The organism is Pseudomonas sp. X4, assembly GCF_040784925.1.
Taxonomy (GTDB): domain Bacteria; phylum Pseudomonadota; class Gammaproteobacteria; order Pseudomonadales; family Pseudomonadaceae; genus Aquipseudomonas; species Aquipseudomonas putida_Z.
Window position 1 is genome coordinate 521,783 of record NZ_CP160798.1, and the last position, 24,513, is coordinate 546,295.

The 24,513-nt window shown below is 63.1% G+C and carries 20 protein-coding genes; 13 read left to right on the plus strand and 7 right to left on the minus strand.

Features of this window, described 5'->3' with window-relative positions; genetic code table 11:
- Nucleotides 1-59: 59 nt before the first annotated feature.
- Together smc and ABX298_RS02240 are read right to left on the minus strand one after the other, a co-directional pair.
- Nucleotides 60-3,548: a chromosome segregation protein SMC gene (smc, locus tag ABX298_RS02235; protein WP_367394045.1), complete on the minus strand. Its 3,489-nt coding sequence runs from the start codon at nucleotides 3,546-3,548 to the stop codon at nucleotides 60-62.
- 3 nt (nucleotides 3,549-3,551) lie between these two features.
- Entirely contained in the window at nucleotides 3,552-4,211 is a 660-nt protein-coding gene (locus ABX298_RS02240) for a GntR family transcriptional regulator (RefSeq protein ID WP_367394046.1), read from the minus strand.
- Nucleotides 4,212-4,479: 268 nt separating this feature from the next.
- On the opposite strand from ABX298_RS02240, the gene xdhA reads away from it, so the two are divergent.
- From xdhA to guaD, 4 genes are all read left to right on the plus strand, one after another.
- A complete protein-coding gene (gene xdhA / locus ABX298_RS02245; protein ID WP_075045886.1) occupies nucleotides 4,480-5,934 on the plus strand; it encodes a xanthine dehydrogenase small subunit in 1,455 nt (484 codons plus the stop codon).
- A complete protein-coding gene (gene xdhB / locus ABX298_RS02250; RefSeq protein ID WP_354316279.1) occupies nucleotides 5,927-8,326 on the plus strand; it encodes a xanthine dehydrogenase molybdopterin binding subunit in 2,400 nt (799 codons plus the stop codon). The genes xdhA and xdhB overlap by 8 nt, the downstream gene beginning before the upstream one ends.
- Before the next feature lie 118 nt (nucleotides 8,327-8,444).
- Nucleotides 8,445-9,290 (plus strand): xanthine dehydrogenase accessory protein XdhC, encoded by an 846-nt coding sequence (xdhC, locus tag ABX298_RS02255; RefSeq protein ID WP_085614498.1) that lies wholly within the window; start codon nucleotides 8,445-8,447, stop codon nucleotides 9,288-9,290.
- Nucleotides 9,291-9,300: 10 nt separating this feature from the next.
- Nucleotides 9,301-10,605, plus strand: coding sequence for a guanine deaminase (guaD, locus tag ABX298_RS02260; RefSeq protein WP_075045889.1), 1,305 nt, complete (start codon nucleotides 9,301-9,303; stop codon nucleotides 10,603-10,605).
- Here guaD and aqpZ read toward each other — a convergent pair.
- Nucleotides 10,602-11,300, minus strand: coding sequence for an aquaporin Z (gene aqpZ, locus ABX298_RS02265; protein ID WP_367394047.1), 699 nt, complete (start codon nucleotides 11,298-11,300; stop codon nucleotides 10,602-10,604). The two genes, guaD and aqpZ, sit on opposite strands and share 4 nt — an antisense overlap.
- 232 nt (nucleotides 11,301-11,532) lie before the next feature.
- Nucleotides 11,533-12,288: a GntR family transcriptional regulator gene (locus ABX298_RS02270; RefSeq protein WP_003259493.1), complete on the minus strand. Its 756-nt coding sequence runs from the start codon at nucleotides 12,286-12,288 to the stop codon at nucleotides 11,533-11,535.
- 312 nt (nucleotides 12,289-12,600) lie between these two features.
- On the opposite strand from ABX298_RS02270, the gene ABX298_RS02275 reads away from it, so the two are divergent.
- Nucleotides 12,601-13,920, plus strand: a complete 1,320-nt coding sequence (locus tag ABX298_RS02275) for an NCS2 family permease (protein WP_153671158.1) — start codon at nucleotides 12,601-12,603, stop codon at nucleotides 13,918-13,920.
- Nucleotides 13,921-14,164: 244 nt separating this feature from the next.
- Here ABX298_RS02275 and uraH read toward each other — a convergent pair whose 3' ends face one another.
- The gene (gene uraH, locus ABX298_RS02280) at nucleotides 14,165-14,518 is read right to left on the minus strand and encodes a hydroxyisourate hydrolase (protein WP_003259496.1); all 354 of its coding nucleotides are present in this window, start codon (nucleotides 14,516-14,518) and stop codon (nucleotides 14,165-14,167) included.
- A gap of 399 nt (nucleotides 14,519-14,917) precedes the next feature.
- On the opposite strand from uraH, the gene puuE reads away from it, so the two are divergent.
- From puuE to ABX298_RS02315, 7 genes are all read left to right on the plus strand, one after another.
- Complete coding sequence (gene puuE, locus ABX298_RS02285) at nucleotides 14,918-15,844, plus strand: allantoinase PuuE (RefSeq protein ID WP_025340029.1); 927 nt, start codon at nucleotides 14,918-14,920, stop codon at nucleotides 15,842-15,844.
- Complete coding sequence (gene uraD / locus ABX298_RS02290; RefSeq protein WP_367394048.1) at nucleotides 15,844-16,359, plus strand: 2-oxo-4-hydroxy-4-carboxy-5-ureidoimidazoline decarboxylase; 516 nt, start codon at nucleotides 15,844-15,846, stop codon at nucleotides 16,357-16,359. The genes puuE and uraD overlap by 1 nt, the downstream gene beginning before the upstream one ends.
- A gap of 56 nt (nucleotides 16,360-16,415) precedes the next feature.
- The gene (locus ABX298_RS02295; protein WP_003259500.1) at nucleotides 16,416-16,919 is read left to right on the plus strand and encodes an ureidoglycolate lyase; all 504 of its coding nucleotides are present in this window, start codon (nucleotides 16,416-16,418) and stop codon (nucleotides 16,917-16,919) included.
- 59 nt (nucleotides 16,920-16,978) lie between these two features.
- Nucleotides 16,979-18,307, plus strand: a complete 1,329-nt coding sequence (locus ABX298_RS02300) for a urate hydroxylase PuuD (RefSeq protein ID WP_286100281.1) — start codon at nucleotides 16,979-16,981, stop codon at nucleotides 18,305-18,307.
- Nucleotides 18,308-18,516: 209 nt separating this feature from the next.
- Nucleotides 18,517-19,872, plus strand: coding sequence for a nucleobase:cation symporter-2 family protein (locus ABX298_RS02305; protein ID WP_013973535.1), 1,356 nt, complete (start codon nucleotides 18,517-18,519; stop codon nucleotides 19,870-19,872).
- Between the two features lie 136 nt (nucleotides 19,873-20,008).
- Nucleotides 20,009-20,794 carry an outer membrane protein OmpK gene (locus ABX298_RS02310; protein ID WP_025340032.1) on the plus strand — a complete coding sequence of 262 codons (786 nt, stop codon included), beginning with the start codon at nucleotides 20,009-20,011 and terminating at the stop codon, nucleotides 20,792-20,794.
- Between the two features lie 352 nt (nucleotides 20,795-21,146).
- A complete protein-coding gene (locus ABX298_RS02315) occupies nucleotides 21,147-21,929 on the plus strand; it encodes an outer membrane protein OmpK (RefSeq protein ID WP_025340033.1) in 783 nt (260 codons plus the stop codon).
- Nucleotides 21,930-22,066: 137 nt separating this feature from the next.
- Here ABX298_RS02315 and ABX298_RS02320 read toward each other — a convergent pair whose 3' ends face one another.
- Nucleotides 22,067-22,981, minus strand: a complete 915-nt coding sequence (locus ABX298_RS02320; protein ID WP_075045892.1) for a DUF808 domain-containing protein — start codon at nucleotides 22,979-22,981, stop codon at nucleotides 22,067-22,069.
- A gap of 132 nt (nucleotides 22,982-23,113) precedes the next feature.
- Here ABX298_RS02320 and ABX298_RS02325 point away from each other — a divergent pair, with 132 nt between their 5' ends.
- Complete coding sequence (locus ABX298_RS02325) at nucleotides 23,114-23,725, plus strand: TetR/AcrR family transcriptional regulator (protein ID WP_013973538.1); 612 nt, start codon at nucleotides 23,114-23,116, stop codon at nucleotides 23,723-23,725.
- 122 nt (nucleotides 23,726-23,847) lie between these two features.
- Here ABX298_RS02325 and ABX298_RS02330 read toward each other — a convergent pair whose 3' ends face one another.
- Nucleotides 23,848-24,288 (minus strand): heme-binding protein, encoded by a 441-nt coding sequence (locus tag ABX298_RS02330; protein WP_013973539.1) that lies wholly within the window; start codon nucleotides 24,286-24,288, stop codon nucleotides 23,848-23,850.
- Nucleotides 24,289-24,513 lie beyond the last annotated feature (225 nt).

The window sequence follows — 24,513 nt, forward strand, 5'->3', positions numbered from 1 at the left end:
ACCGTCTGTCGCACATGGCGGGGGCATTTCGCTACGGAATATGCCCTTATCGTCGAGCATCAGGCATCGACCATGGCCATGGCCTCCTCCACATCGACGGCAACCAGACGTGAACAGCCCGGTTCATGCATGGTCACCCCCATCAATTGATCCGCCATCTCCATGGCAATCTTGTTATGGGTGATGTAGATGAACTGCACGCTTTCACTCATTTCCTTGACCAGACGGGCGTAGCGCCCGACGTTGGCATCGTCCAGCGGCGCGTCGACTTCGTCGAGCATGCAGAACGGTGCGGGGTTCAACTTGAAGATGGCAAACACCAGCGCCAATGCGGTCAGTGCCTTCTCGCCGCCGGACAGCAGATGGATGGTGCTGTTCTTCTTGCCCGGTGGCCGCGCCATGATCGTTACCCCTGTATCGAGTAGATCTTCGCCCGTCAGTTCCAGATAAGCGCTGCCACCACCGAAAACTTTTGGGAAAAGTGCCTGTAATCCGGCATTTATCTGATCAAAGGTATCCTTGAAGCGGTTGCGGGTTTCCTTGTCGATCTTGCGAATGACGTTTTCCAGGGTCTCCAGGGCTTCGACCAGGTCGGCGTCCTGGGCGTCCAGGTAGCGCTTGCGCTCGGACTGCTGCTCGTACTCTTCGATGGCCGCCAGGTTGATCGCCCCCAGGCGCTGGATACGCGCCTCGAGCTGCTCCAGCTCCTGTTCGGTGCCCTGCTCGCTGGCCTCGGCCTCCAGGGTGGCGAGCACGCCTTGCAGGTCGTAGCCATCGGCCAGCAACTGCTCCTGCAGGGTCTTGCGCCGCACATCCAGGCCCTGGCACTCCAGGCGCAGCTGTTCCAGCTGGCCACGCAGCAACTGGGCCTGCTGCTCGGCCTGGGTACGGCGCTTTTCGGCGTCGCGCAGTTCGCGGTCGGCTTCGTCCATGTGCAGGCGGGCCTGGCGCATTTCCTCGTCGACGCTCATGCGCCGCTCCAGCAGTTCTTCCAGCTTCAGGCGCAGTTCTTCCTGCGGGGCCTCGCCCTCCTCCAGGTTCAGGCTTAGTTGCTCCTGGCGCTCGGTCAGGCGCGCGGCCTGCTGCTCAAGACGCTCCAGGGCCTGGCGGGTGGAATCATGCTGCGCGCGCAGCGAGCCCAGGCGCACAGCCAGCTGGTGAGCGTGATCCTTGTGCTGGCGGGCCTCCTGGCGCACGCGATCGAGGCTTTCGCGCAGGGTGTCGCGGCGAGCCATCAACTGCTCGCGCTGCTCGGTGTCCTGGGCCATCAGCTCCAGGGCCTCCTGCAGCAGCAGGCGGGCTTCGCCCAGCTGCTCATGTTCCAGGGCGCGCTGTTCTTCCAGTTCGGTCAGCTCTTCCTGCAGGCGCCGGCGGCGCAGCTCGACCTGCTCGGCACGTGCGCGGCCAGCCGACAGGTTGGCCTTCAGCTCGCCATGCACGCGGTTTTCTTCCTGGGTGCGACGGCGCAGTTGTTCACGCTGTTCTTCAAGGTCCAGCTGCTGCTCGCGCAGGGCCTGCAGTTGCTGTTCCAACTGTTCCAGCGCCGCTTCCTGCTCCAGTTGCTCCTGGCCCAGGCGCTCGATCTCCTGGCCGCGTGCCAGCACGCCGCCTTCGGCTTCGCCGCCACGGCGCACCCGCAGGAAGTGTCGGCCAACCCAGTAGCCATCGCGGCTGACCAGGCTCTGGCCTTCGCCGAGCGACGCGCGCTGCGCCAGCGCCTGGGCAAGGTCTGCCACGGGCTTGACCTGGCCCAGCCAGGGCGCCAGGTCGACACGGCCTTCGACCTTTTCCAGCAGGCTGCCGGGCAGCGACGAACCGGTACCGCTCGCCAGCAGCAAGCGCAACTCGCCCCGCTCCAGGCCGGCAAAATCGAGGTTACTGAAGTCGTCCACCAGCACAGCCTGCAGGTCGGCGCCGAGCACGGTTTCTACCGCAAGCTCCCAGCCTGGCTCAACCCGCAACCCTTCAGCCAGCCGCGGCTGTTGCTCCAGGCCTTGGCCCTGCAGCCAGTCCGCAGCACCTGCACCCGGCTCCAGGGCAGCCTGCTGCAAGGCTTCGAGCGAGGCCAGGCGGCCGCCCAGGCGTTGCAGGTCGCCCTGCGCCTGCTGTTGGGCCTGGGTGGCCTGCTGCAGTTGCTCACGCGCGCCTTCCAGGCGCTCGACCACCTGCTCTTCCGACAACTGCAACTCTTCCAGCACCATTTCGCTGCTGGCCAGCTGCTCGGCCAGTTCGAGCATGGCCGCATCCTGCGGGTCGCTGCCCAGCAGCTCACGCTCCTCGCCCAGCTTGCGCTGGCGCTCGGCCTGGCGTTCCAGGCTGGCCTCCAGCTGTTGCAGGCGCGCCTGCTGCACTTCGGCCTGGCGGCGCGGCTCGGCGGAACGGCTGTTGAAGCTGTCCCACTGTTCCTGCCAGCCGTGCATGCCCAGCTCGGCCTCTTCAAGGGCGGCAGTGGCTTCTTCGGCAGCGGCCAGGGTCATTTCCTGTTCGGGTTCGAGCATGGCCAGCTCTTCGCCCAAGGTAGCCAGCAGGGTACGGTCGTGGCCCAGGTGCGACTCGGTTTCCAGGCGCGTGCGCTCGGCTTCCTTGAAGTCATCCTGCAACTGGCGCAGGCGCTGCTGGCCGTGCTGGATGCTCTGCTCGACCCGGGCGATGTCACCGGCCACCGAGTAGAAGCGGCCCTGCACCTGGTTGAAGCGCTCGGACAATTCGTGATGGCCATCGCGCAGGCGCTCGATGCTGGCATCGGCATTGCGCTGCTCGGCCACCAGCGCCTCATGGGACACATCCTGGTCGCCGATCACCGCCTCGCGCTGGCGCACCCGTTCGTCCAGATCACGCCAGCGCAAGGCCGACAGGCGCGCCTTCAACTGGCGTTCCTGGGCTTTGTATTCCCGGTACTTCTCGGCTGCCTGGGCCTGGCGGTGCAGGCGCTCCAGCTGGCGTTCCAGCTCTTCGCGCAGGTCGGTCAGGCGCGCAAGGTTTTCCTGGGTGCGGCGGATGCGGCTCTCGGTTTCACGGCGGCGTTCCTTGTACTTGGAAATGCCGGCGGCTTCCTCGATGAAGTTGCGCAGCTCCTCGGGCTTGGCCTCGATCAGCTTGGAGATCATGCCCTGTTCGATGATCGAGTAGCTGCGCGGCCCCAGGCCGGTACCGAGGAAGATGTCGGTGATATCGCGCCGGCGGCACTTGGTGCCGTTGAGGTAGTAGCTGTTCTGCCCGTCGCGGGTGACCTTGCGGCGGATCGAGATCTCGGCGTAGGCGGCATATTCGCCGACCAGGGTGGTTTCGCTGTTGTCGAACACCAGCTCGATGCTGGCCTGGCTGACCGGCTTGCGGCCACTGGAGCCGTTGAAGATGACATCGGTCATCGACTCGCCGCGCAGGTTCTTCGCCGAACTCTCGCCCATCACCCAGCGCACGGCATCGATGATGTTGGACTTGCCACAACCGTTGGGGCCGACCACGGCCGCCATGTTGCTGGGGAAGTTGACCGTGGTCGGGTCGACGAACGACTTGAACCCGGCCAGGCGAATGCACTTCAGGCGCATCGGTCAGCCTCGGGCCAACGCCGCCAGCACCAGTTCGCAACTGCGCTGGCCATAGGCGGTGAGCACCTCGCGAATGCGCGGCAGGTCACGGGCGATCACGGCGTCGAGCAGGCGGGCGAACAGGTCCAGATAATCGATCATGTTGGCCTGGCGCTGGTCCAGCGACAGGTAGTAGGCACGGCTCATCGCCGGCTGCAGGTTTTCCACGGTTTCCTGCAGGAACGGGTTGTCGGCGAACGGATAGGCCGCCCGCATGACCGCGAAGCTGTCGGCGACAAAGGCCTTGATGTCCAGCTGGTCATGGGCCCGCTGCAGGCGCTGCTGGATCTCCAGGAACGGGCGCAGGTCGGCATCGGTGCGCCAATTTTGCGCAACCGCGTTACCCAGCAGGATGTAGAACTCGCCCATCAGTGCGCACAGGCTGCGCACACTGCGCTCGTCGAGCTCGGTCACATGGGCACCCCGGCGCGGCAGGATCGCCACCAGGTGACGGCGTTCGAGGATCAGCAGCGCTTCGCGCACCGAGCCGCGGCTGACGTTGAGTGCCTGGGTGACCTTCTGCTCCTGGATACGCTCGCCTGGCGCCAGCTCGCCGCGGATGATGCGTTCGGCCAGGTAATCGGCAATCTGCTCGGAGAGGCTGTCCGGGGCCTTGAACGTCATGGTTTTCCTTCAAAATCATTGAACTGGGCACAAGGAGCGGATTGTAGCGTACTTGGCCGGTAATCGCGCAGAGGGGACTGGCGGTTTATTTGACCTGCAAGGCATCCAGGCACCCGGCGCGATCTATGCTTGGGATATGGGCACTGTGTGCGGCCGGGCTTGGACATGAGCAATTTCTTGACCTTTGAGTCAGAAAAATATTGACCAGCTGGACAGCTCTTGCTTAGAGTCCGCCCAACAACAATAAAACCATTGCGAGGCCATCCCCGTGATCCAGTTTCTCGTCAACCAGGAGCTGCGTAGTGAGCATGCCCTGGACCCAAACATGACGGTGCTGCAGTACCTGCGCGAGCACCTGGGCAAACCTGGCACCAAGGAGGGCTGCGCCAGTGGTGACTGCGGCGCCTGCACCGTGGTGGTCGGCGAACTGACCCAGGACGACCAGGGCAACGACAGCCTGCGCTACCGCAGCCTCAACTCGTGCCTGACCTTCGTTTCGTCGCTGCACGGCAAGCAACTGATCAGCGTCGAAGACCTCAAGCACCAGGGCCAGCTGCACAGCGTGCAACAGGCCATGGCCGATTGCCATGGCTCGCAGTGCGGCTTCTGCACCCCCGGCTTCGTCATGTCGCTGTTCGCCCTGCAGAAGAACAGCAGCGGCCCCGACCTGCACCAGGCCCAGGAAGCCCTGGCCGGCAACCTGTGCCGCTGCACCGGCTACCGGCCGATCCTCGACGCCGCCGAGCAGAGCTGCCGCCAGCCTTGCCGCGACCAGTTCGATGCCCAGCAGGCACAGACTATCAGCCGCCTCAAGGCCATTGCGCCAACCCAGACCGGCGAGCTGAACAGCGGCGACAAGCGCTGCCTGGTACCACTGACCGTGGCCGACCTGGCCGACCTGTACAGCTCGCACCCCGAGGCGCGGCTGCTGGCCGGCGGCACCGACCTGGCCCTGGAGGTCACCCAGTTCCACAAGACCTTGCCGGTGATGATCTACGTCGGCCATGTGGCCGAGCTCAAGCGCATCGAGAAAACCGCCAGCCACCTGGAAATCGGCGCCGCCACCCCGCTCACCGACTGCTACGGCGCACTGAACGAGGAATACCCGGACTTCGGCGCCCTGCTGCACCGCTTCGCTTCGCTGCAGATCCGCAACCAGGGCACCCTGGGCGGCAATATCGGCAACGCTTCGCCAATCGGCGACTCGCCACCCCTGCTGATTGCCCTGGATGCGCAGATCGTCCTGCGCCAGGGCGAGCGCCAGCGGGTCATGCCGCTGGAAGACTACTTCATCGACTACCGCATCACTGCCCGCCAGGACAGCGAGTTCATCGAGAAGATCATCGTGCCGCGCGCCACCAGTGATTGGGCGTTCCGCGCCTATAAAGTGTCCAAGCGCCTGGACGATGACATTTCCGCCGTGTGCGGCGCCTTCAACCTGAGCATCGAGGACGGCGTGGTCAGCGGTGTGCGCATCGCCTTCGGCGGCATGGCGGCGATCCCCAAACGGGCCCGTGCCTGCGAAGCGGCGTTGCGCGGCAAGCCGTGGAACCAGGCCGCCATCGAGCGCGCCTGCCAGGCCCTGGCGGAAGACTTCACCCCGCTCAGCGACTTCCGCGCCAGCAAGGAATACCGCCTGCTGACCGCGCAGAACCTGCTGCGCAAGTACTTCATCGAACAGCAAACGCCGTACATCGAAACCCGGGTGACCGCTTATGTCTAACCATCACGTAGCCAAGAGCCAGGCCGAGATGGCCGAACTGTTCAGCCAGGACCTGACCACCGGGGTCGGCCGCAGCGTCAAGCACGACAGCGCCGACAAGCATGTGTCCGGCGAGGCGGTGTACATCGACGACCGCCTGGAATTTCCCAACCAGCTGCACGTCTATGCACGCACCGCCGACCGCGCCCACGCGCGCATCCTGCGCATCGACACCACGCCGTGCTATGCCTTCGAGGGCGTGCGCATCGCCATCACCCACGAAGACATCCCCGGCCTCAAGGACATCGGCCCGGTGGTAGCCGGCGACCCGCTGCTGGCCATCGACAAGGTCGAGTTCTTCGGCCAGCCGGTGCTCGCCGTGGCCGCCCGCGACCTCGACACCGCACGCCGTGCGGCCATGGCCGCCATCGTCGAGTATGAAGACCTGGAGCCGGTGCTGGATGTGGTCGAAGCATTGCGCAAGAAGCACTTCGTGCTCGACAGCCACACCCACCAGCGTGGCGACTCCGCTGCTGCCCTGGCCAGTGCCCCGCACCGCATCCAGGGCACCCTGCACATCGGTGGCCAGGAGCACTTCTACCTGGAAACGCAGGTTTCCTCGGTGATGCCCACCGAAGACGGCGGCATGATCGTCTACTGCTCCACGCAAAACCCCACCGAAGTGCAAAAGCTGGTCGCCGAAGTACTCGACGTGCCAATGAACAAGGTGGTGCTGGACATGCGCCGCATGGGTGGCGGTTTTGGTGGCAAGGAAACCCAGGCCGCCAGCCCGGCGTGCCTGTGCGCCGTGGTCGCGCGCCTGACCGGCCAGCCGACCAAGATGCGCCTGCCACGGGTCGAAGACATGACCATGACCGGCAAACGCCACCCGTTCTACGTCGAGTACGACGTGGGCTTCGACGACGACGGGCGCCTGCACGGCATCAACTTCGACCTGGCCGGCAACTGCGGCTACTCGCCCGACCTGTCCGGTTCGATCGTCGACCGCGCCATGTTCCACTCCGACAACGCCTACTACCTGGGCGATGCCACCGTGCACGGCCACCGCTGCAAGACCAACACCGCCTCCAACACCGCCTACCGCGGCTTCGGCGGCCCGCAGGGGATGGTCGCCATCGAGCAGGTGATGGACCACATCGCCCGCCACCTGGGCCGCGACCCGCTGGCGGTGCGCAAGGCCAACTACTACGGCAAGACCGAGCGCAACGTCACCCACTACTACCAGACCGTCGAGCACAACATGCTCGAAGAGATGACCGCCGAACTGGAAGCCAGCAGTGACTATGCCGAGCGTCGCGAGTCGATCCGCCGCTTCAACGCCAACAGCCCGATCCTGAAGAAGGGCCTGGCGCTGACCCCGGTCAAGTTCGGTATCTCGTTCACTGCCACCTTCCTCAACCAGGCCGGTGCGCTGATCCATATCTACACCGACGGCAGCATCCACCTGAACCATGGCGGCACCGAGATGGGCCAGGGCCTGAACACCAAGGTGGCACAGGTGGTGGCACAGATCTTCCAGGTCGACTTCAGCCGCATCCAGATCACCGCCACCAACACCGACAAGGTGCCCAACACCTCGCCGACCGCGGCCTCCAGTGGTGCCGACCTGAACGGCAAGGCGGCGCAGAACGCTGCCGAAATCCTCAAGAAGCGCCTGACCGAGTTCGCCGCGCGGCACTACCAGGTGACCGAGGAAGACGTCGAGTTCCGCAACGGCCATGTGCGCGTGCGCGACCAGATCGTCAGCTTCGAACAGCTGGTGCAGCAGGCCTACTTCGCCCAGGTGTCGCTGTCCAGCACCGGCTTCTACCGTACGCCGAAGATCTACTACGACCGCAGCCAGGCACGTGGCCGGCCGTTCTACTACTTCGCCTTCGGCGCCGCCTGCGTGGAGGTGGTGGTCGACACCCTGACCGGCGAATACAAGATGCTGCGCGCCGACATCCTGCACGATGTGGGTGATTCGCTGAACCCGGCCATCGACATCGGCCAGGTGGAAGGCGGCTTCATCCAGGGCATGGGCTGGCTGACCACCGAAGAACTGGTGTGGAACGCCAAGGGCAAGCTGATGACCAACGGCCCGGCCAGCTACAAGATCCCGGCAGTGGCCGACATGCCGCTGGATTTGCGGGTAAAGCTGGTGGAGAACCGCAAGAACCCGGAAGACACCGTGTTCCACTCCAAGGCCGTGGGCGAGCCGCCGTTCATGCTCGGCATCGCTGCCTGGTGCGCGATCAAGGACGCCGTGGCCAGCATCGCCGACTACCGTGTGCAGCCACAGGTGGATGCGCCGGCGACGCCGGAGCGGGTGTTGTGGGGTTGCGAGCAGATGCGCAAGGCCGTGGCTGCAGCGCAACCTGCCGAGCCGGAGCTGGAAACCGTGTCTCACTGACAATGCAGGGCCCTGTGGGAGCGGGTTTACCCGCGAATGCGATAGTGGTTTTGCCGCCGCATTCGCGGGTGAACCCGCTCCCACAGGGATCGCGACGCGACTATAGAGAGGTTGCATCATGCACCAATGGATCAACGCCCTCGCCGACCACCAGTCCCGTGGCGAAGCCTGCGTGCTGGTTACCATCATCGAGGAACGCGGCTCGACCCCGCGCAATGCCGGCTCGAAAATGGTCGTCAGCGCCAGCGGCCTGTTCGACACCATCGGCGGCGGCCACCTGGAATACAAGGCACTGCACATCGCCCGGCAGATGCTCGAAGAGCACCGCAGCACGCCGCACCTGGAGCGCTTCAGCCTCGGTGCCAGCCTTGGCCAGTGCTGCGGCGGCGTCACTGTGCTGCTGTTCGAACCCATGGCCGCGGTGCAGGCGCAGATCGCGGTGTTCGGCGCGGGCCATGTCGGCCGGGCTCTGGTACCCTTGCTCGCCGCGCTGCCCTGCCGGGTGCGCTGGATCGATTCGCGCGAGCAGGAATTCCCTGCCCTGATCCCCGACGGGGTGACCAAGGTGGTCAGCGAGGAGCCGGTCGACGAAGTGGCAGACCTGCCGCCAGGCTGCTACTGCATCGTCATGACCCACAACCACCAGCTCGACCTGGAACTGACCGCCGCCATTCTCAAGCGCAACGACTTCACCTGGTTCGGCCTGATCGGCTCGAAGACCAAACGGGTCAAGTTCGAGCACCGCCTGCGCGAGCGCGGCTACGACGATGCCGTGATGGCGCGCATGCGCTGCCCGATGGGCCTGGCCGAGGTCAAGGGCAAGCTGCCCATCGAGATCGCCGTGTCCATCGCCGGTGAAATCATCGCCACCTACAACGCCTGCTTCGGCCAGCACGACGCTGCCGCCAATGCCGGCCCCATTGCCCAGTTGCTGCCGCCTTCCCGGCGCAGCCAAGCCATTTGACGAGTGTGTTATGACCGTTACCCGCAAAGCCTACCGTGCCGCCATCCTGCACAGCATCGCCGACCCGGCCGAGGTGGGCCTGGAGGCTTCCCATGAATACTTCGAGGACGGCCTGCTGGTAGTCGACGACGGCCGCATCCGCGCCGTTGGCCACGCCGCCGAACTGTTGCCGACCCTGGACGCCGATATCCCGGTCGAGCATTACCAGGACGCGCTGATCACCCCGGGCTTTATCGACACCCACATCCACTTCCCGCAGACCGGCATGATCGGCTCCTACGGCGAACAGCTGCTCGACTGGCTGAACACCTACACCTTCCCCTGCGAAAAGCAGTTCGCCGACAAGGGCCACGCCGACCAGGTGGCGAAGATCTTCCTCAAGGAACTGCTGCGCAACGGCACCACCACCGCCCTGGTGTTCGGCAGCGTGCACCCGGAATCGGTCAATGCCCTGTTCGAGGAAGCCGAGCGCCTGGACCTGCGCCTGATCGCCGGCAAGGTGATGATGGACCGCAACGCCCCGGACTACCTGACCGACACCGCAGAGTCCGGCTATGCCGAAAGCAAGGCACTGATCGAGCGCTGGCACGGCAAGGGCCGCCTGCATTACGCAGTCACCCCGCGCTTCGCCCCGACCAGTACGCCTGAGCAGCTGACGCTGGCAGGCCAACTGCTCAAGGAGCACCCAGGCGTTTACATGCACACGCACCTGTCGGAAAACCTCAAGGAAATCGATTGGGTCAAGTCGCTGTTCCCCGAGCAGAAGGGTTACCTGGACGTATACGACCACTTCGAGCTGCTGGGCGAACGCTCGGTATTCGCCCATGGCGTGCACCTGTGCGATGACGAATGCCAGCGCCTGGCCGAAACCGGCTCGGCCGTGGCCTTCTGCCCCACCTCCAACCTGTTCCTCGGCAGCGGCCTGTTCAACCTGCCCCAGGCCGAGCGCTTCAAGGTCAATGTGGGCCTGGGCACCGACGTTGGCGCCGGCACCAGCTTCTCGCTGCTCAACACCCTCAACGAAGCGTACAAGGTGATGCAGCTGCAGGGCGCGCGCCTGCACCCGTACAAGTCGCTGTACCTGGCCACCCTCGGCGGCGCCCGCGCGCTGCGCCTGGACGACCGCATCGGCAGCCTGCGCCCGGGCAACGATGCCGACTTCGTGGTACTGGACTACAAGGCCACGCCACTGCTGGACTACCGCATCCAGCAGTCCAACAGCATCGAGGAAACCCTGTTCGTGCTCACCACCCTCGGCGACGACCGCACCGTGCGTGAAACCTACGCCGCAGGGCGTTGCGTGCACCAGCGCTAAGGTTCTGTTGCCAGGCCCCGGTACAGTGCGCCGCCGATCGCAGCACCAATCAGCGGCGCTACCCAGAACAGCCACAGCTGTTGCAGGGCCCAGCCACCGACGAACAAGGCCGGCCCCGTGCTACGCGCGGGGTTGACCGAGGTATTGGTCACCGGGATCGAGATCAGGTGGATCAGGGTCAGGGCCAGGCCGATGGCGATCGGTGCAAAACCCGCTGGCGCCCGGGCGTCGGTGGCGCCCATGATCACCACCAGGAACATCGCCGTCATCACCACTTCACTGACAAAGCCCGCCCCGAGCGTGTAGCCGCCGGGCGAGTGGTCGGCGTAGCCGTTCGAAGCCAATCCCGCAGACAGCTCGAAACCTGCCTTGCCGCTGGCAATGAGGTAGATCACACCTGCCGCCAGGATGGCGCCGATCACCTGGGCGATCACGTAGGGCAACAGCTCTTTGGCCGGGAAGCGCCCGCCCACCACCAGCCCGAACGACACGGCGGGGTTGAGGTGGCAGCCGGAGATATGGCCGATGGCGAAGGCCATGGTCAGCACGGTGAGGCCGAAAGCGAAGGCGACGCCGAGTACACCGATGCCGATGGGGGAACTGGCGGCGAGTACCGCACTGCCACAGCCGCCAAGCACCAGCCAGAAGGTGCCGAGCAGCTCGGCGCCCATGCGTTTACCGAGGGACATGCTCATGAGTCCATTCCTCAAGAAGTTGAACGCAACGAATGCGCAAGCCCAACTGCTTGATGAAGGTTTGCTCACAAGAATTTAGCAGACCTTTGATCAATGACCAGAAATGGCCGTGCTTCTTGTGGGAGCGGGTTTACCCGCGAAGAAGGCGACACGGTGAATGGCACCGGCTGCGCCGGTGTTCGCGGGTGAACCCGCTCCCACAACGGCGCACTACGTTCACTTGAGCAAACGATCAACCCTTGACCGATACCTTGGGCTTTTTCAGCAGATGCGAGAACACCGCATGCAGATCGTCCGAGGCACTCTCCTCGTCCAGGTTCAGCTTGCTGTCGATGTGGTCCATGTGGTGCATCATCAGGCTCACCGCCTGCTCGGCATCGCGCGCCTCGATGGCATCGATCAGTTGCATGTGTTCGTCATACGAGCAATGCGAGCGGTTGCCGCTTTCGTACTGGGCAATGATCAGCGAGGTCTGCGACACCAGGCTGCGCTGGAAGCTGACCAGCGGCGCATTACCCGCGGCCTCGGCCAGCTTGAGGTGGAACTCGCCGGAAAGACGAATGCCGGCACCGCGGTCACCACGGGAGAAGCTGTCGCGCTCCTCACGCACCATCTGCCGCAGCTCGTTGAGCTGCTCGAGGGTAGCGTGCTGCACGGCCAGTTCGGTGATGGCCCGTTCGACCATGCGCCGGGAGAAGAACACCTGGCGGGCCTCTTCCACCGTCGGGCTGGCCACCACCGCGCCGCGGTTCGGCCGCAACAGCACCACGCTTTCGTGGGCCAGGCGCGACAAGGCGCGGCGGATGATGGTGCGGCTGACGCCGAAGATCTCGCCCAGCGCTTCCTCGCTCAACTTGGTGCCCGGTGCCAGACGCTGCTCGAGGATCGCCTCGAAAATATGCGCGTAGACGATGTCGTCCTGGGTACCACTGCGGCCAGCCTTGCCGGTACGCGCAGGTTTCTTCAGAGGTTGCAGCTGTTCGTTCATGGGCTCTCGAGGCACGAAGGAAAGTATGGCGCCATTGTACACAGGCTGAGCCGTTTCTGCAGGTGGCCTTTTACCTATATAGCCGTTGTACGACGCATTGCGCACACAAAACATAAAACATTATTTGCATTATTTGTACACAAAAGCATAATCCACCGAGCAACTTCTTGACCCATAAGTCAACAAACCGGTCAGACGTCTGCCTTCCCTCGCGGAGCCGCCAAGTGCATTGCTCAGGCCCCTGGCTCCATAACAACAAGAAAGACTTGAGGAGTACTCGCTGTGGAAAGCCGCAAATCCGAAGCCCCTACGCTGGATCTTGCCCCACCGCTCGAAACGAGCTGGCTGGAGCGGATTTTCAAACTCAAGCAACACGGCAGCACCGTCAGAACCGAAATGATCGCCGGGGTGACCACCTTCATCACCATGGCCTACATCATCTTCGTCAACCCCAACATCATGGCCGACGCCGGTATCGACCACGGTGCCGCCTTTGTCGCCACCTGCATCGCCGCCGCGCTGGGTTGCCTGCTGATGGGCCTGTACGCCAACTGGCCGGTGGGCCTGGCGCCGGGCATGGGGCTTAACGCCTTCTTCACCTACACCGTGGTCGGCACCATGGGCTACAACTGGGAAACGGCACTGGGCGCAGTATTCGTCTCGGGTGTGCTGTTCATGTTCCTGACCTTGTCGAAAGTGCGCGAATGGTTGCTCAACAGCATCCCGGTCAGCCTGCGCCATGCCATGGGGGCCGGCGTCGGATTGTTTCTCGGGCTGATCGGCCTGAAGACGGCAGGCATCATCGTCGACAGCCCGGCCACGCTGATCAAGCTGGGCTCGCTGCATGAACCGGGGCCGCTGCTGGCTGCGGTGTGCTTCCTGCTGATCGCCATCCTCAGCTACAAGCGGGTGTTCGGTGCGATCCTGATCAGCATCATCGGTGTCACCCTGGCCGGCTGGGGCCTGGGCCTGGTGAAATTCGGCGGGGTGATGTCGATGCCGCCAAGCCTGGCACCGACCTGGATGGCCATGGATGTGGCTGGCGTGTTCAACGTCAGCATGATCAGCGTGGTGCTGGCGTTCCTGTTCGTGCACATGTTCGACACCGCCGGCACCCTGATGGGCGTGGCGCAGCGGGCCAACCTGGTGGCGCCGGACGGGCGTATCGAGAACCTGTCGAAGGCGCTGAAGGCTGACAGTGCTTCAAGTGTGTTCGGCGCCGTGGTCGGCGTGCCGCCGGTGACCAGTTATGTGGAAAGTGCTGCCGGTGTAGCCGCAGGTGGTCGTACCGGCCTGACGGCGGTGGTGGTCGGCCTGCTGTTCATCGCGGCGATGTTCTTCGCCCCGCTGGCCGGGATGATTCCAGCCTATGCCACCGCCGGTGCGCTGATCTACGTGGCAATGCTGATGATGGGCAGCATGGCGCATATCCACTGGGACGAGGCCACCGACAGCATTCCGGCGATCGTCACGGTGATCATGATGCCGCTGACTTTCTCGGTCGCCGACGGTATTGCCCTGGGCTTCATCAGCTATGTGGCGCTGAAGGCAGGTACTGGCAAATACAAGGAAATCTCCGCCAGCCTGTGGGTGCTGTGCGCGATCTTCATTGCCAAGTTCGTGTTCCTCTGAACCCTGCTGCACCAACCAAGGGCGCCTCGGCGCCCTTTCTTTATTTCTACAGCCTGTACCGGCCTCTTCGCGGGCTTGCCCGCTCCCACAGGATCACCACAGCCTTCAAACCCGGCGCCGTACCTGTGGGAGCGGGCAAGCCCGCGAAGAGGCCGGTGCAGGCGATACAAAAACAGCAGACGAAAAAAAGCCCGCCAGTGTGAGAGCGGGCCAAAGGACCTACGAAGATTCTTCTAGCGACCAACTAGCTTCCACGATAGGTCGAATAGCTGTACGGCGAGATCAGCAACGGCACGTGGTAGTGCTCCTGCTGCTCGTCGATGCCAAAGCGCAGCACGACAACATCCAGGAACGCCTGGGCCGGCAGCTGTACACCGCGAGCGCGGTAGTAGTCGCCAGCGCTGAACTGCAGCTGGTAGACGCCGGTACGGTAGTCGTCACCCTGCAGCAGCGGCGCGTCGACACGGCCATCGCTGTTGGTCAGGGCAGTGTTCACCAGCTCCAGCTGCTGGCCTTCGACACGGTACAGCTCGACCTTGATCGAGCTGCCCGGGCAGCCATGCGCGGCATCCAGTACGTGTGTGGTCAAACGTCCCATTGCTTGTCGCCTCTTGTTCAATCTGTGGGCAAAAAATACACGGCCATCATCACGCCAAAGGGCCTGAGATGTGCGGGAATGACGCCATTAAGACATTCCACCGCAAAATTGTACACAATTTTTTGAGCCCTTCTGTCGCACCCGCCGTTTCTTGCCCATAAACGACCCATCGGTCGCAAATACAGACGCCGTAAAGACGCCAACGTCATTAGCTGACCAATCAGGCAGGTTTCTTGCACTGTTTTTCCAGGTCGCTGCGAGGCGACAAAAGGGAAGAAATGCGGAAAAACAGGCTTACAAAAGATTTCAGAAGTTGTATACAATCAGCCCATCCGGTGGTGCGACATACCGACGCGGTCCGCCCACCCCCCGCACTAACGCACAAGAAGGAAGACTGCAGTGAGCGCTGACTACCCTCGCGACCTGATCGGTTACGGCAACAACCCTCCTCACCCGCAATGGCCGGGCAACGCTCGCATCGCGCTGTCTTTCGTCCTCAACTACGAGGAAGGTGGCGAACGCAACATCCTGCACGGCGACAAGGAGTCTGAAGCATTCCTCTCGGAAATGGTCGCCGCCCAGCCACTGCAGGGCGTGCGCAACATGAGCATGGAATCGCTGTACGAATACGGCAGCCGCGCCGGCGTATGGCGCCTGCTGAAGCTGTTCAAGGACAGCGGCGTGCCACTGACCATCTTCGCCGTGGCCATGGCCGCCCAGCGCCACCCCGACGTGATCCGCGCCATGGCCGAGGCCGGCCATGAAATCTGCAGCCACGGCTACCGCTGGATCGACTACCAGTACATGGACGAGGCCCAGGAGCGCGAGCACATGCTCGAAGCCATCCGCATCCTCACCGAAATCACCGGCGAGCGCCCGCTGGGCTGGTACACCGGCCGCACCGGCCCGAACACCCGTCGCCTGGTGATGGAGGAAGGTGGCTTCCTGTACGACAGCGACACCTATGACGACGACCTGCCCTACTGGGAGCCGAACAACTCTACCGGCAAGCCGCACCTGGTGATCCCCTACACCCTCGATACCAACGACATGCGCTTCACCCAGGTACAGGGCTTCAACTGCGGCGAGCAGTTCTTCCAGTACCTGAAGGACGCCTTCGATGTGCTGTACGCCGAAGGCGCCGAAGCACCGAAAATGCTGTCCATCGGCCTGCACTGCCGCCTGGTCGGCCGCCCGGCACGCCTGGCTGCACTGAAGCGCTTCGTCGATTACGCAAAAAGCCATGACCAGGTCTGGTTCGCCCGTCGCGTGGACATCGCCCGCCACTGGCACGCCACCCACCCGTACAAGAAAGAGAACGCCTGATGACCGCCTTCAACACCCTCAAGCCATCCGCCCTGGGCCGTGACGCCTTCGTCAAGGCATTCTCCGACATCTACGAGCACTCGCCGTGGGTAGCCGAAAAAGCCTATGACCTGGGCCAACTGGGCGAGCTGGACGAGATCGAGGCGCTGCACCAGCGCATGAGCGACATCCTGCTCAGCGCCAACCACGCCGACCAGCTGGCGCTGATCAACGCTCACCCGGACCTGGCCGGCAAGGCCGCCATCCAGGGCGAGCTGACCGAATCGAGCACCAACGAGCAGGCCGGCGCCGGTATTCACCAGTGCACCGCCGAAGAGTTCGCCCGTTTCACCGAGCTGAACGACGCCTACAAGGCGAAGTTCCAGTTCCCGTTCATCATGGCGGTTAAAGGCAGCAACCGGCACCAGATCCTCGCCTCCTTCGAAAAACGCATCCACAACGATGCCGATGCCGAATTCAAGGAAGCCCTGGCGCAGATCAACCTGATCGCCCTGTTCCGCCTGCTGCAGCTGTAAAGCCGCCGCAACGCTTGAGCCTTATCCAGAACAACGAACATAGAAGAGATATCCGCATGCGCACCCTGATGATCGAGCCCCTGACCAAAGAAGCCTTCGCCCCTTTCGGAGACGTGATCGAAACCGACGGCAGCGACCACTTCATGATCAACAACGGCTCGACCATGCGCTTCCACAAGCTCGCCACGGTCGAAACCGCCGAGCCTGAAGACAAGGCGATCATCAGCATCTTCCGCGCCGACGCGCTGGACATGCCGCTGACCGTGCGCATGCTGGAACGCCATCCGCTGGGCAGCCAGGCTTTCATCCCGCTGCTCGGCAACCCCTTTCTGATCGTGGTCGCGCCAGTTGGCGATGCACCTGTATCAGGTTTGGTCCGAGCCTTCCGCAGTAATGGCAGGCAGGGCGTCAATTACCATCGCGGCGTCTGGCACCACCCGGTGCTGACGATCGAAAAGCGGGATGACTTCCTGGTGGTTGATCGCAGTGGTTCCGGCAACAACTGCGACGAGCATTACTTCACCGAGGAACAGATGCTGGTCCTCAATCCCCACCAATAAGAAAAGGTCGGTCATTCAAGGGCATTGCCCGAGCGGGTGACCGGCAAGAGGTACATACTGTGGAAGCACACCTTCACGAATGGCTGAACCTGAGCATTCGCTGGGTTCACATGATCACCGGTGTCGCCTGGATCGGTGCATCGTTCTACTTCGTCTGGCTGGAGAACCACCTGAATCGAAGCAACCCGCGCGATGGGTTGTCGGGTGATCTCTGGGCAATTCACGGCGGTGGTATCTACCACCTGGAGAAATACAAGCTCGCACCCCCGAAAATGCCCGAGAACCTGCACTGGTTCAAATGGGAAGCCTACTTCACCTGGATGTCCGGTATCGCCCTGCTGTGCGTGGTGTTCTACTGGAACCCGACCCTGTACCTGCTGGCCCCTGGCAGCACCCTTAGCGGTGCCGAAGGCGTGGCCATCGGTATCGGCTCGCTGATCGCCGGCTGGTTCATCTACGACTTCCTGTGCGACTCGCCCCTGGGCAAGAAGCCAGCGCTGCTCGGTGCTGTACTGTTCGTGCTGATCATCGCCGCATGCTGGGGCTTCAGCCTGGTGTTCAGCGGCCGTGGTGCGTACCTGCACACCGGCGCGATCATCGGCACCATCATGGTCGGCAACGTGTTCCGCATCATCATGCCGGCCCAGCGCCAGCTGGTGGCTGCGATCGAGAACAACCAGACCCCAGACCCGGTACTGCCGGCCAAGGGCCTGCTGCGCTCGCGCCACAACAACTACTTCACCCTGCCGGTGCTGTTCATCATGATCAGCAACCACTTCCCGAGCACCTACGGTAGCCAGTACAACTGGCTGATCCTGGCCGGTATCGCAGTAGCCGCGGTCCTGATCCGCCACTACTTCAACACCCGCCACGACAGCAACAAGTACGCCTGGACCCTGCCGGTCGGCGCCCTGGCGATGATCTGCCTGGCCTACGTCACCGGTCCGAAACCGATGGCCGTCAGCCCTGAGCAAGCCGCGGCGAAGGTCGAGTACCAGCCACTGCCTGCGACCGCTGTAGGTGGCAAGACCGCTGCCGAGCAACGCGCCGAGGACGCCGCCAAGGCTGCCGCAGTGCCTGCCGCGCCGGCCGAAGCCCCTGCCCAGGCCACGGCCCAGGCTGGCGGCGAGAGCTTCGACAAGATCCACAATGTCATCCAGGAACGCTGCACCGTGTGCCACTCGTCCAAGCCGACCAGCCCACTGTTCAGCGCCGCCCCTGCCGGCGTGATGTTCGACACCCCGCAGCAGATCCAGGCCCAGGCCGCGCGCATCCAGGCGCAAGCGGTCGCCAGCCAGATCATGCCGCTGGGCAACATCACCCAGATGACCACCGAAGAGCGCAAGCTGGTCGGTGACTGGATCGCCAAAGGCGCCCCGGTCAACTGAAACACAATTGTCGGGATAACACCGCCCCCTGTGGGAGCGGGTTCACCCGCGAAGAGGCCGGCACTCCCGGCCTCTGTTTCAAGACATACGCAACAAGCAAGCATCGAGCGTTCAGCCTCAAGCGGGAACCTCAGGCTCTCTTAACCGGAAGCCTGCCGCCTGAGGCCGGCGCTTGGATCCGAGAATAAAAACAAAACTCGAGGTGCTGCATGTCCGAGTCACGCAAGGCGTACATCCCTGTTGCGCCGCCGCGCGAGCCCTTGCCCCTGTTCCAACTGATCCTGGTTGGCCTGCAACACGTTCTGCTGATGTACGGTGGCGCCATCGCCGTGCCATTGATCATCGGCCAGGCCGCCGGGTTGTCCCGTGAAGAAGTCGCTTTCCTGATCAACGCCGACCTGCTGGTCGCTGGCGTCGCTACCATCATCCAGTCCTTCGGTATCGGCCCGGTGGGCATCCGCATGCCGGTGATGATGGGTGCCAGTTTCGCTGCCGTCGGCAGCATGGTGGCCATGGCCGGCATGCCTGGCGTGGGCCTGCAGGGGATCTTCGGCGCGACCATCGCCGCCGGGTTCTTCGGCATGCTGATCGCGCCGTTCATGTCCAAGGTCGTACGCTTCTTCCCGCCACTGGTCACCGGCACGGTGATCACCTCGATTGGCCTGTCGCTGTTCCCGGTGGCAGTCAACTGGGCCGGTGGCGGCCAACAGGCAGATACCTTCGGCTCGCCGATCTACCTGCTGGTGGCCGGCCTGGTGCTGGCGGTAATCCTGCTGATCAACCGTTTCATGCGCGGTTTCTGGGTCAACGTGTCGGTGCTGGTGGGCATGGGCCTGGGCTACATCCTGGCCGGCTCCATCGGCATGGTCGACCTGTCGGGCCTGAACGACGCACCGTGGCTGCAAGTGGTGACCCCACTGCACTTCGGCATGCCGACCTTCAGCCTGGCACCGATCCTGTCCATGTGCCTGGTGGTGGTGATCATCTTCGTCGAGTCCACCGGCATGTTCCTGGCCCTGGGCAAGGTGACCGATCGTGAAGTTACCCCAGGGATGCTGCGCCGCGGCCTGCTGTGCGATGCCGGCGCGTCGTTCATCGCCGGCTTCTTCAACACCTTCACCCACTCCTCATTCGCCCAGAACATCGGCCTGGTGCAGATGACCGGGGTGCGCTGCCGCTATGTCACCATCGTGGCCGGTGCACTGCTGATCCTGCTCAGCCTGCTGCCCAAGGCGGCCTTCCTGATTGCCTCGATCCCGCCTGCGGTACTGGGCGGCGCGTCCATCGCCATGTTCGGCATGGTCACCGCCACCGGGATCAAGATTCTCCAGGAGGCGGACATCGGCGACCGTCGCAACCAGCTGCTGGTTGCGGTGAGCGTCGGCTTCGGGTTGATCCCCGTGGTGCGTCCGGAGTTCTTCGCCCAGATGCCCCAGTGGATGGAACCCATCACCCACAGTGGCATCGCCATGGCCACGGTCAGTGCCCTGGTGTTGAACGTGCTGTTCAACATCCTTGGTGGTGCCGACCGCGCGGTGCACAACGAAGCCTGTCACCAACATTGAGCAAGGGGGGCGGCGCACTGCCGCCCCGCCTCGAATTCGCCGTAAACGCTACACCGTCGGCCCGCCGGAATGGGCCGTCCGGGGCGCCTGTGCGCCAAAAAAACCCAACAAAAACAATAAGTCCGGGAACCACAACATGAAACGCATCACCTCGTCCCTCTTGCTGGGTAGCAGCCTGCTGGCCACCCTCCCCGCCCACGCTGGCGAATGGCTGCAGTGGCATGGCGAAAGCCTGACCTACCTGTACGGCAAGGATTTCAAGGTCAACCCACGCATCCAGCAGACAGTGACCTTCGAGCACGCCAACAAATGGAAGTACGGCGATACCTTCATGTTCGTCGACAAGGTCTTCTACAACGGCAAGCCCGACCCGGGCAAAGGCGTGACCAGCTACTACGGTGAGTTCAGCCCGCGCCTGTCGTTCGGCAAGATCTTCGACCAGAAGCTGGCGTTCGGCCCGATCAAGGATGTGCTGCTGGCCATGACCTACGAGCGTGGCGAGGGCGACAACGAGGCCTACCTGATCGGCCCCGGCTTCGACCTGGACATCCCCGGCTTCAACTACTTCACCCTCAACTTCTACCTGCGCAACACCGAAGGCAGCCGCCCCGGTGACAACGTCTGGCAGATCACCCCGGCCTTCTCGTACACCGTTCCGGTGGGCAAATCCGACATTCTGATCGACGGTTACATGGACTGGGTGGTCGACAACGACCAGACCCGCCGTGGTACCTACCACGCCAACCTGCAGTTCAACCCACAGGTCAAGTACGACCTGGGCAAAGCCCTGAACCTGGGCGCCAAGCAGCTGTACGTGGGCATCGAGTACAGCTACTGGAAGGACAAGTACGGCATCGACAGCCAAGGCAATATCGACAGTAACCAGAGCGTCACCAGTGCCCTGATCAAGGTGCACTTCTAGAAAACTGACCAAACGCACAAGTTTGTACCACACTGCTCCAGGACGGAGCACTTGAGGCAAGGCGCGCAAGCCAGTAATCTGCGCGCCCCCTCGATCAGGGCAGAAGGGATTCTGCCTGCGTTTACTGACCGCTCAGTCAATGAATTCGGGCGGTTGGCCAACGTGTTGCCAGCCTGAAAGACCCTTTTCATCCGTTCAGAACGAAGTCGAGCAGGAAGGTTTTGCCAGCCCAGGAAAGTTGGCTCAACCCTTGCCAAACAGCTGTGGCCTATCGAAAAAAGCTGACTCAAAAGACAAAAAAGCGCCAACAACGAGCGCTGACAATAGATCAATCAAGGGAGCGACACTCGCAATGCGTACCATCAACAGCCTGATCCTCGCCGGCGGCCTGCTGGCCTGTGGCACCACCTTCGGCGGCGACCTGCTGCAATGGCAGAACAACAGCCTGACCTACCTGTGGGGCAAGAACTTCAAGGTCAACCCGTCGATCCAGCAAACCGTGACCTTCGAGCACGCTGATGGCTGGAAGTACGGCGATAACTTCATCTTTGTCGACAAGATCTTCTACCAGGGCCAGAAAGATGAGGGCAACGGCCCGAACACCTACTACGGCGAAATCAGCCCGCGCCTGTCGTTCGGCAAGATCTTCGACCAGAAGCTGGCCTTCGGCCCGGTCAAGGACGTGCTGCTGGCGATGACCTACGAGTTCGGCGAAGGTGATACCGAGTCGTACCTGATCGGCCCTGGTTTCGACCTGGACATCCCTGGCTTCGACTACTTCCAGCTGAACTTCTACAACCGCACCACCGACGGCAGCCGCGCCGGCGACAACGTGTGGCAGATCACCCCGGTGTGGTCGTACACCATTCCGGTCGGTTCGTCCGATGTGCTGATCGACGGTTTCATGGACTGGGTGGTGGACAACGACGAGAACCGCCGCGGCACCTACCAGGCCAACCTGCACTTCAACCCGCAGATCAAGTATGACCTGGGCAAGGCCTTGCACCTGGGCGAGAAGCAGCTGTATGTGGGTGTGGAGTACGACTACTGGAAGAACAAGTACGGCATCAAGGATTCCGATGCCTTCACCACCGACCAGAACACCATGAGCTTCCTGCTCAAGGTTCACTTCTGATCTGAGTACAGGGGCCGCCTTGCGGCCCATTCGCGGGTAAACCCGCTCCCACAGGGTCCGCACCGGATTCATGGCAGACGCTATACATGTGGGAGCGGGTTCACCCGCGAACCGGGGCAAAGCCCCGGCCATGCAACTCAGTTGGCCGGCCGAACCGCCCGCCACAGTTTCCCCGCAATGCCCACCACCGCCAGCACCACGGCACCGGCCACAACCCCGACACCGCCGTTCAGCAGCGCCACGGTCAACGCCCCGCCACGCCCTTCACTGAACGCCTCGATGGCGTGATGCAGCGGCCCGATGCCATGCACCAGGATCCCGCCACCGACCAGGAACATGGCCGCCGTGCCGATCACCGACAGGCTCTTCATCATGTATGGCGCGGCACGCAGAATGCCGTTACCCACCGCCCTGGCCAGGCGTGAAGCCTTCTGGGTCATCCACAGCCCCAGGTCATCGAGCTTGACGATACCGCCCACCAGCCCGTACACGCCGATGGTCATGACCACCGCGATACCCGACAGCACGACGATCTGCTGGGTCAACGGCGAGTCGGCAACGATGCCCAGGGTGATGGCGATGATTTCCGCCGAAAGGATGAAGTCGGTACGTACCGCGCCCTTGATCTTGGCTTTCTCGAACGCCACCAGGTCGACATTGGCATCGGCCACCGCCTCCTTGAGCGCTTCATGCTCGGCGTCAGTCTCGGCCTTGCTGTGCAGGAACTTGTGCGCCAGCTTCTCGAAACCCTCGAAGCACAGGTAGGCGCCGCCCAGCATCAGCAACGGCGTCACCGCCCAGGGGATGAACGCACTGATCAGCAGCGCCGCCGGCACCAGGATGGCCTTGTTCACCATCGAGCCCTTGGCCACAGCCCACACCACCGGGATCTCGCGCTCGGCACGCACCCCGGTGACCTGCTGGGCATTCAGTGCCAGGTCATCGCCCAGCACGCCTGCGGTCTTTTTCGCCGCCACCTTGGTCATCACCGAGACGTCATCAAGCACCGTGGCGATGTCGTCGATCAGTACCAGTAGACTGCTTCCTGCCATGTTTGCCTGTATCCAGAAGAGTGAGTGCCCAGGATTCTAGCCCAAAGCCGCTGCCTTGAGCGCCCGTCGAGCCCGGTGCTACCATGCCCGATCCCTCTTAGAGGTGGCCAGACACGAGGAAGATCCCTGACCATGAGCACCATTCGCGAGCGCAACAAGGAACTGATCCTGCGCGCGGCCAGCGAGGAATTCGCCGACAAGGGCTTCGCCGCCACCAAGACCAGCGATATCGCGGCCAAGGCCGGCCTGCCCAAGCCGAACGTGTATTACTACTTCAAATCCAAGGACAACCTCTACCGCGAGGTCCTGGAAAGCATCATTGCGCCGATCATGCAGGCGTCGACCCCGTTCAATGCCGACGGTGACCCGAAGGAAGTGCTGAGTGCGTACATCCGCTCGAAGATCCGCATTTCCCGCGACCTGCCGCATGCGTCCAAGGTGTTCGCCAGCGAGATCATGCACGGTGCCCCGCACCTGTCGCCGAACCAGGTAGCGCAGCTGAACGAGCAGGCGCGGCATAACATCGAGTGCATCCAGCGCTGGATCGACCGCGGGCAGATCGCCCATGTGGATGCGCATCACCTGATGTTCAGCATCTGGGCAGCGACCCAGACCTATGCCGATTTCGACTGGCAGATCTCTGCGGTGACCGGCAAGGCCAAGCTGGCCGACAGCGATTATGATGCGGCGGCAGAGACCATCATCCGCATGGTGCTCAAGGGGTGTGAGCCCGAGGTGGCCTGACCCCCGGCGTTGGCTTCTTCGCGGGTGAACCCGCTCCCACAGGGCCACCACGAGCTTCAAGCCTGTGATGATCCTGTGGGAGCGGGTTCACCCGCGAATAGGCCGGAACAGAAGATAGAGAATTAGGCTGCTACACCGGCATCCGCCTTCAACCCCACCTCCTCGATCGCACTGATCGCGCACTGCTCGTCGATATCCGACGTATCCCCGCTGATCCCTACCGCGCCCAGCACCTTGCCGTCCTGATCACGCACCAGCACGCCACCCGGCGCTGGCACCACCGGTCGCTCGCCCAACCCGTTCAGCGCGGCAAAAAATGCCGGCCGCTGCTGCGCGTCCAGCGCCAGCAGGCGCGAGCCCTTGCCCAGGGCAATCGCGCCCCAGGCCTTGCCGGTGGCCACCTCCGGCCGGATCAGGCTGGCGCCATCCTCGCGTTGCAGCGCCAGCAAGTGGCCGCCGGCATCCAGCACCGCCACGGTCAGTGGCGCGGCATTGATCTTGCGGCCCGCCGCCAGCGCGGCATTCACCAGGCTGACCGCGACTTTCAGGTTCAAAGCGTTCATGGAAAGGTCCTCTTCTTGTTGTGAGAAGCCCTGAGGGCAGTTGAAAACCGATAGAACAAATAGAACACAACGGAAGATATTTTTGTATACAATATTTTGAAACGATCGTATGCGATGGCGCAAACCTCCGTTTTCACGGGCGCTCGAACGAAAGCGACGTCCGCCGACGAAAACCCGTTGACCTAAGCGGCCAGCCGTGAATACACTCTGGCACAAAGCAAGTTG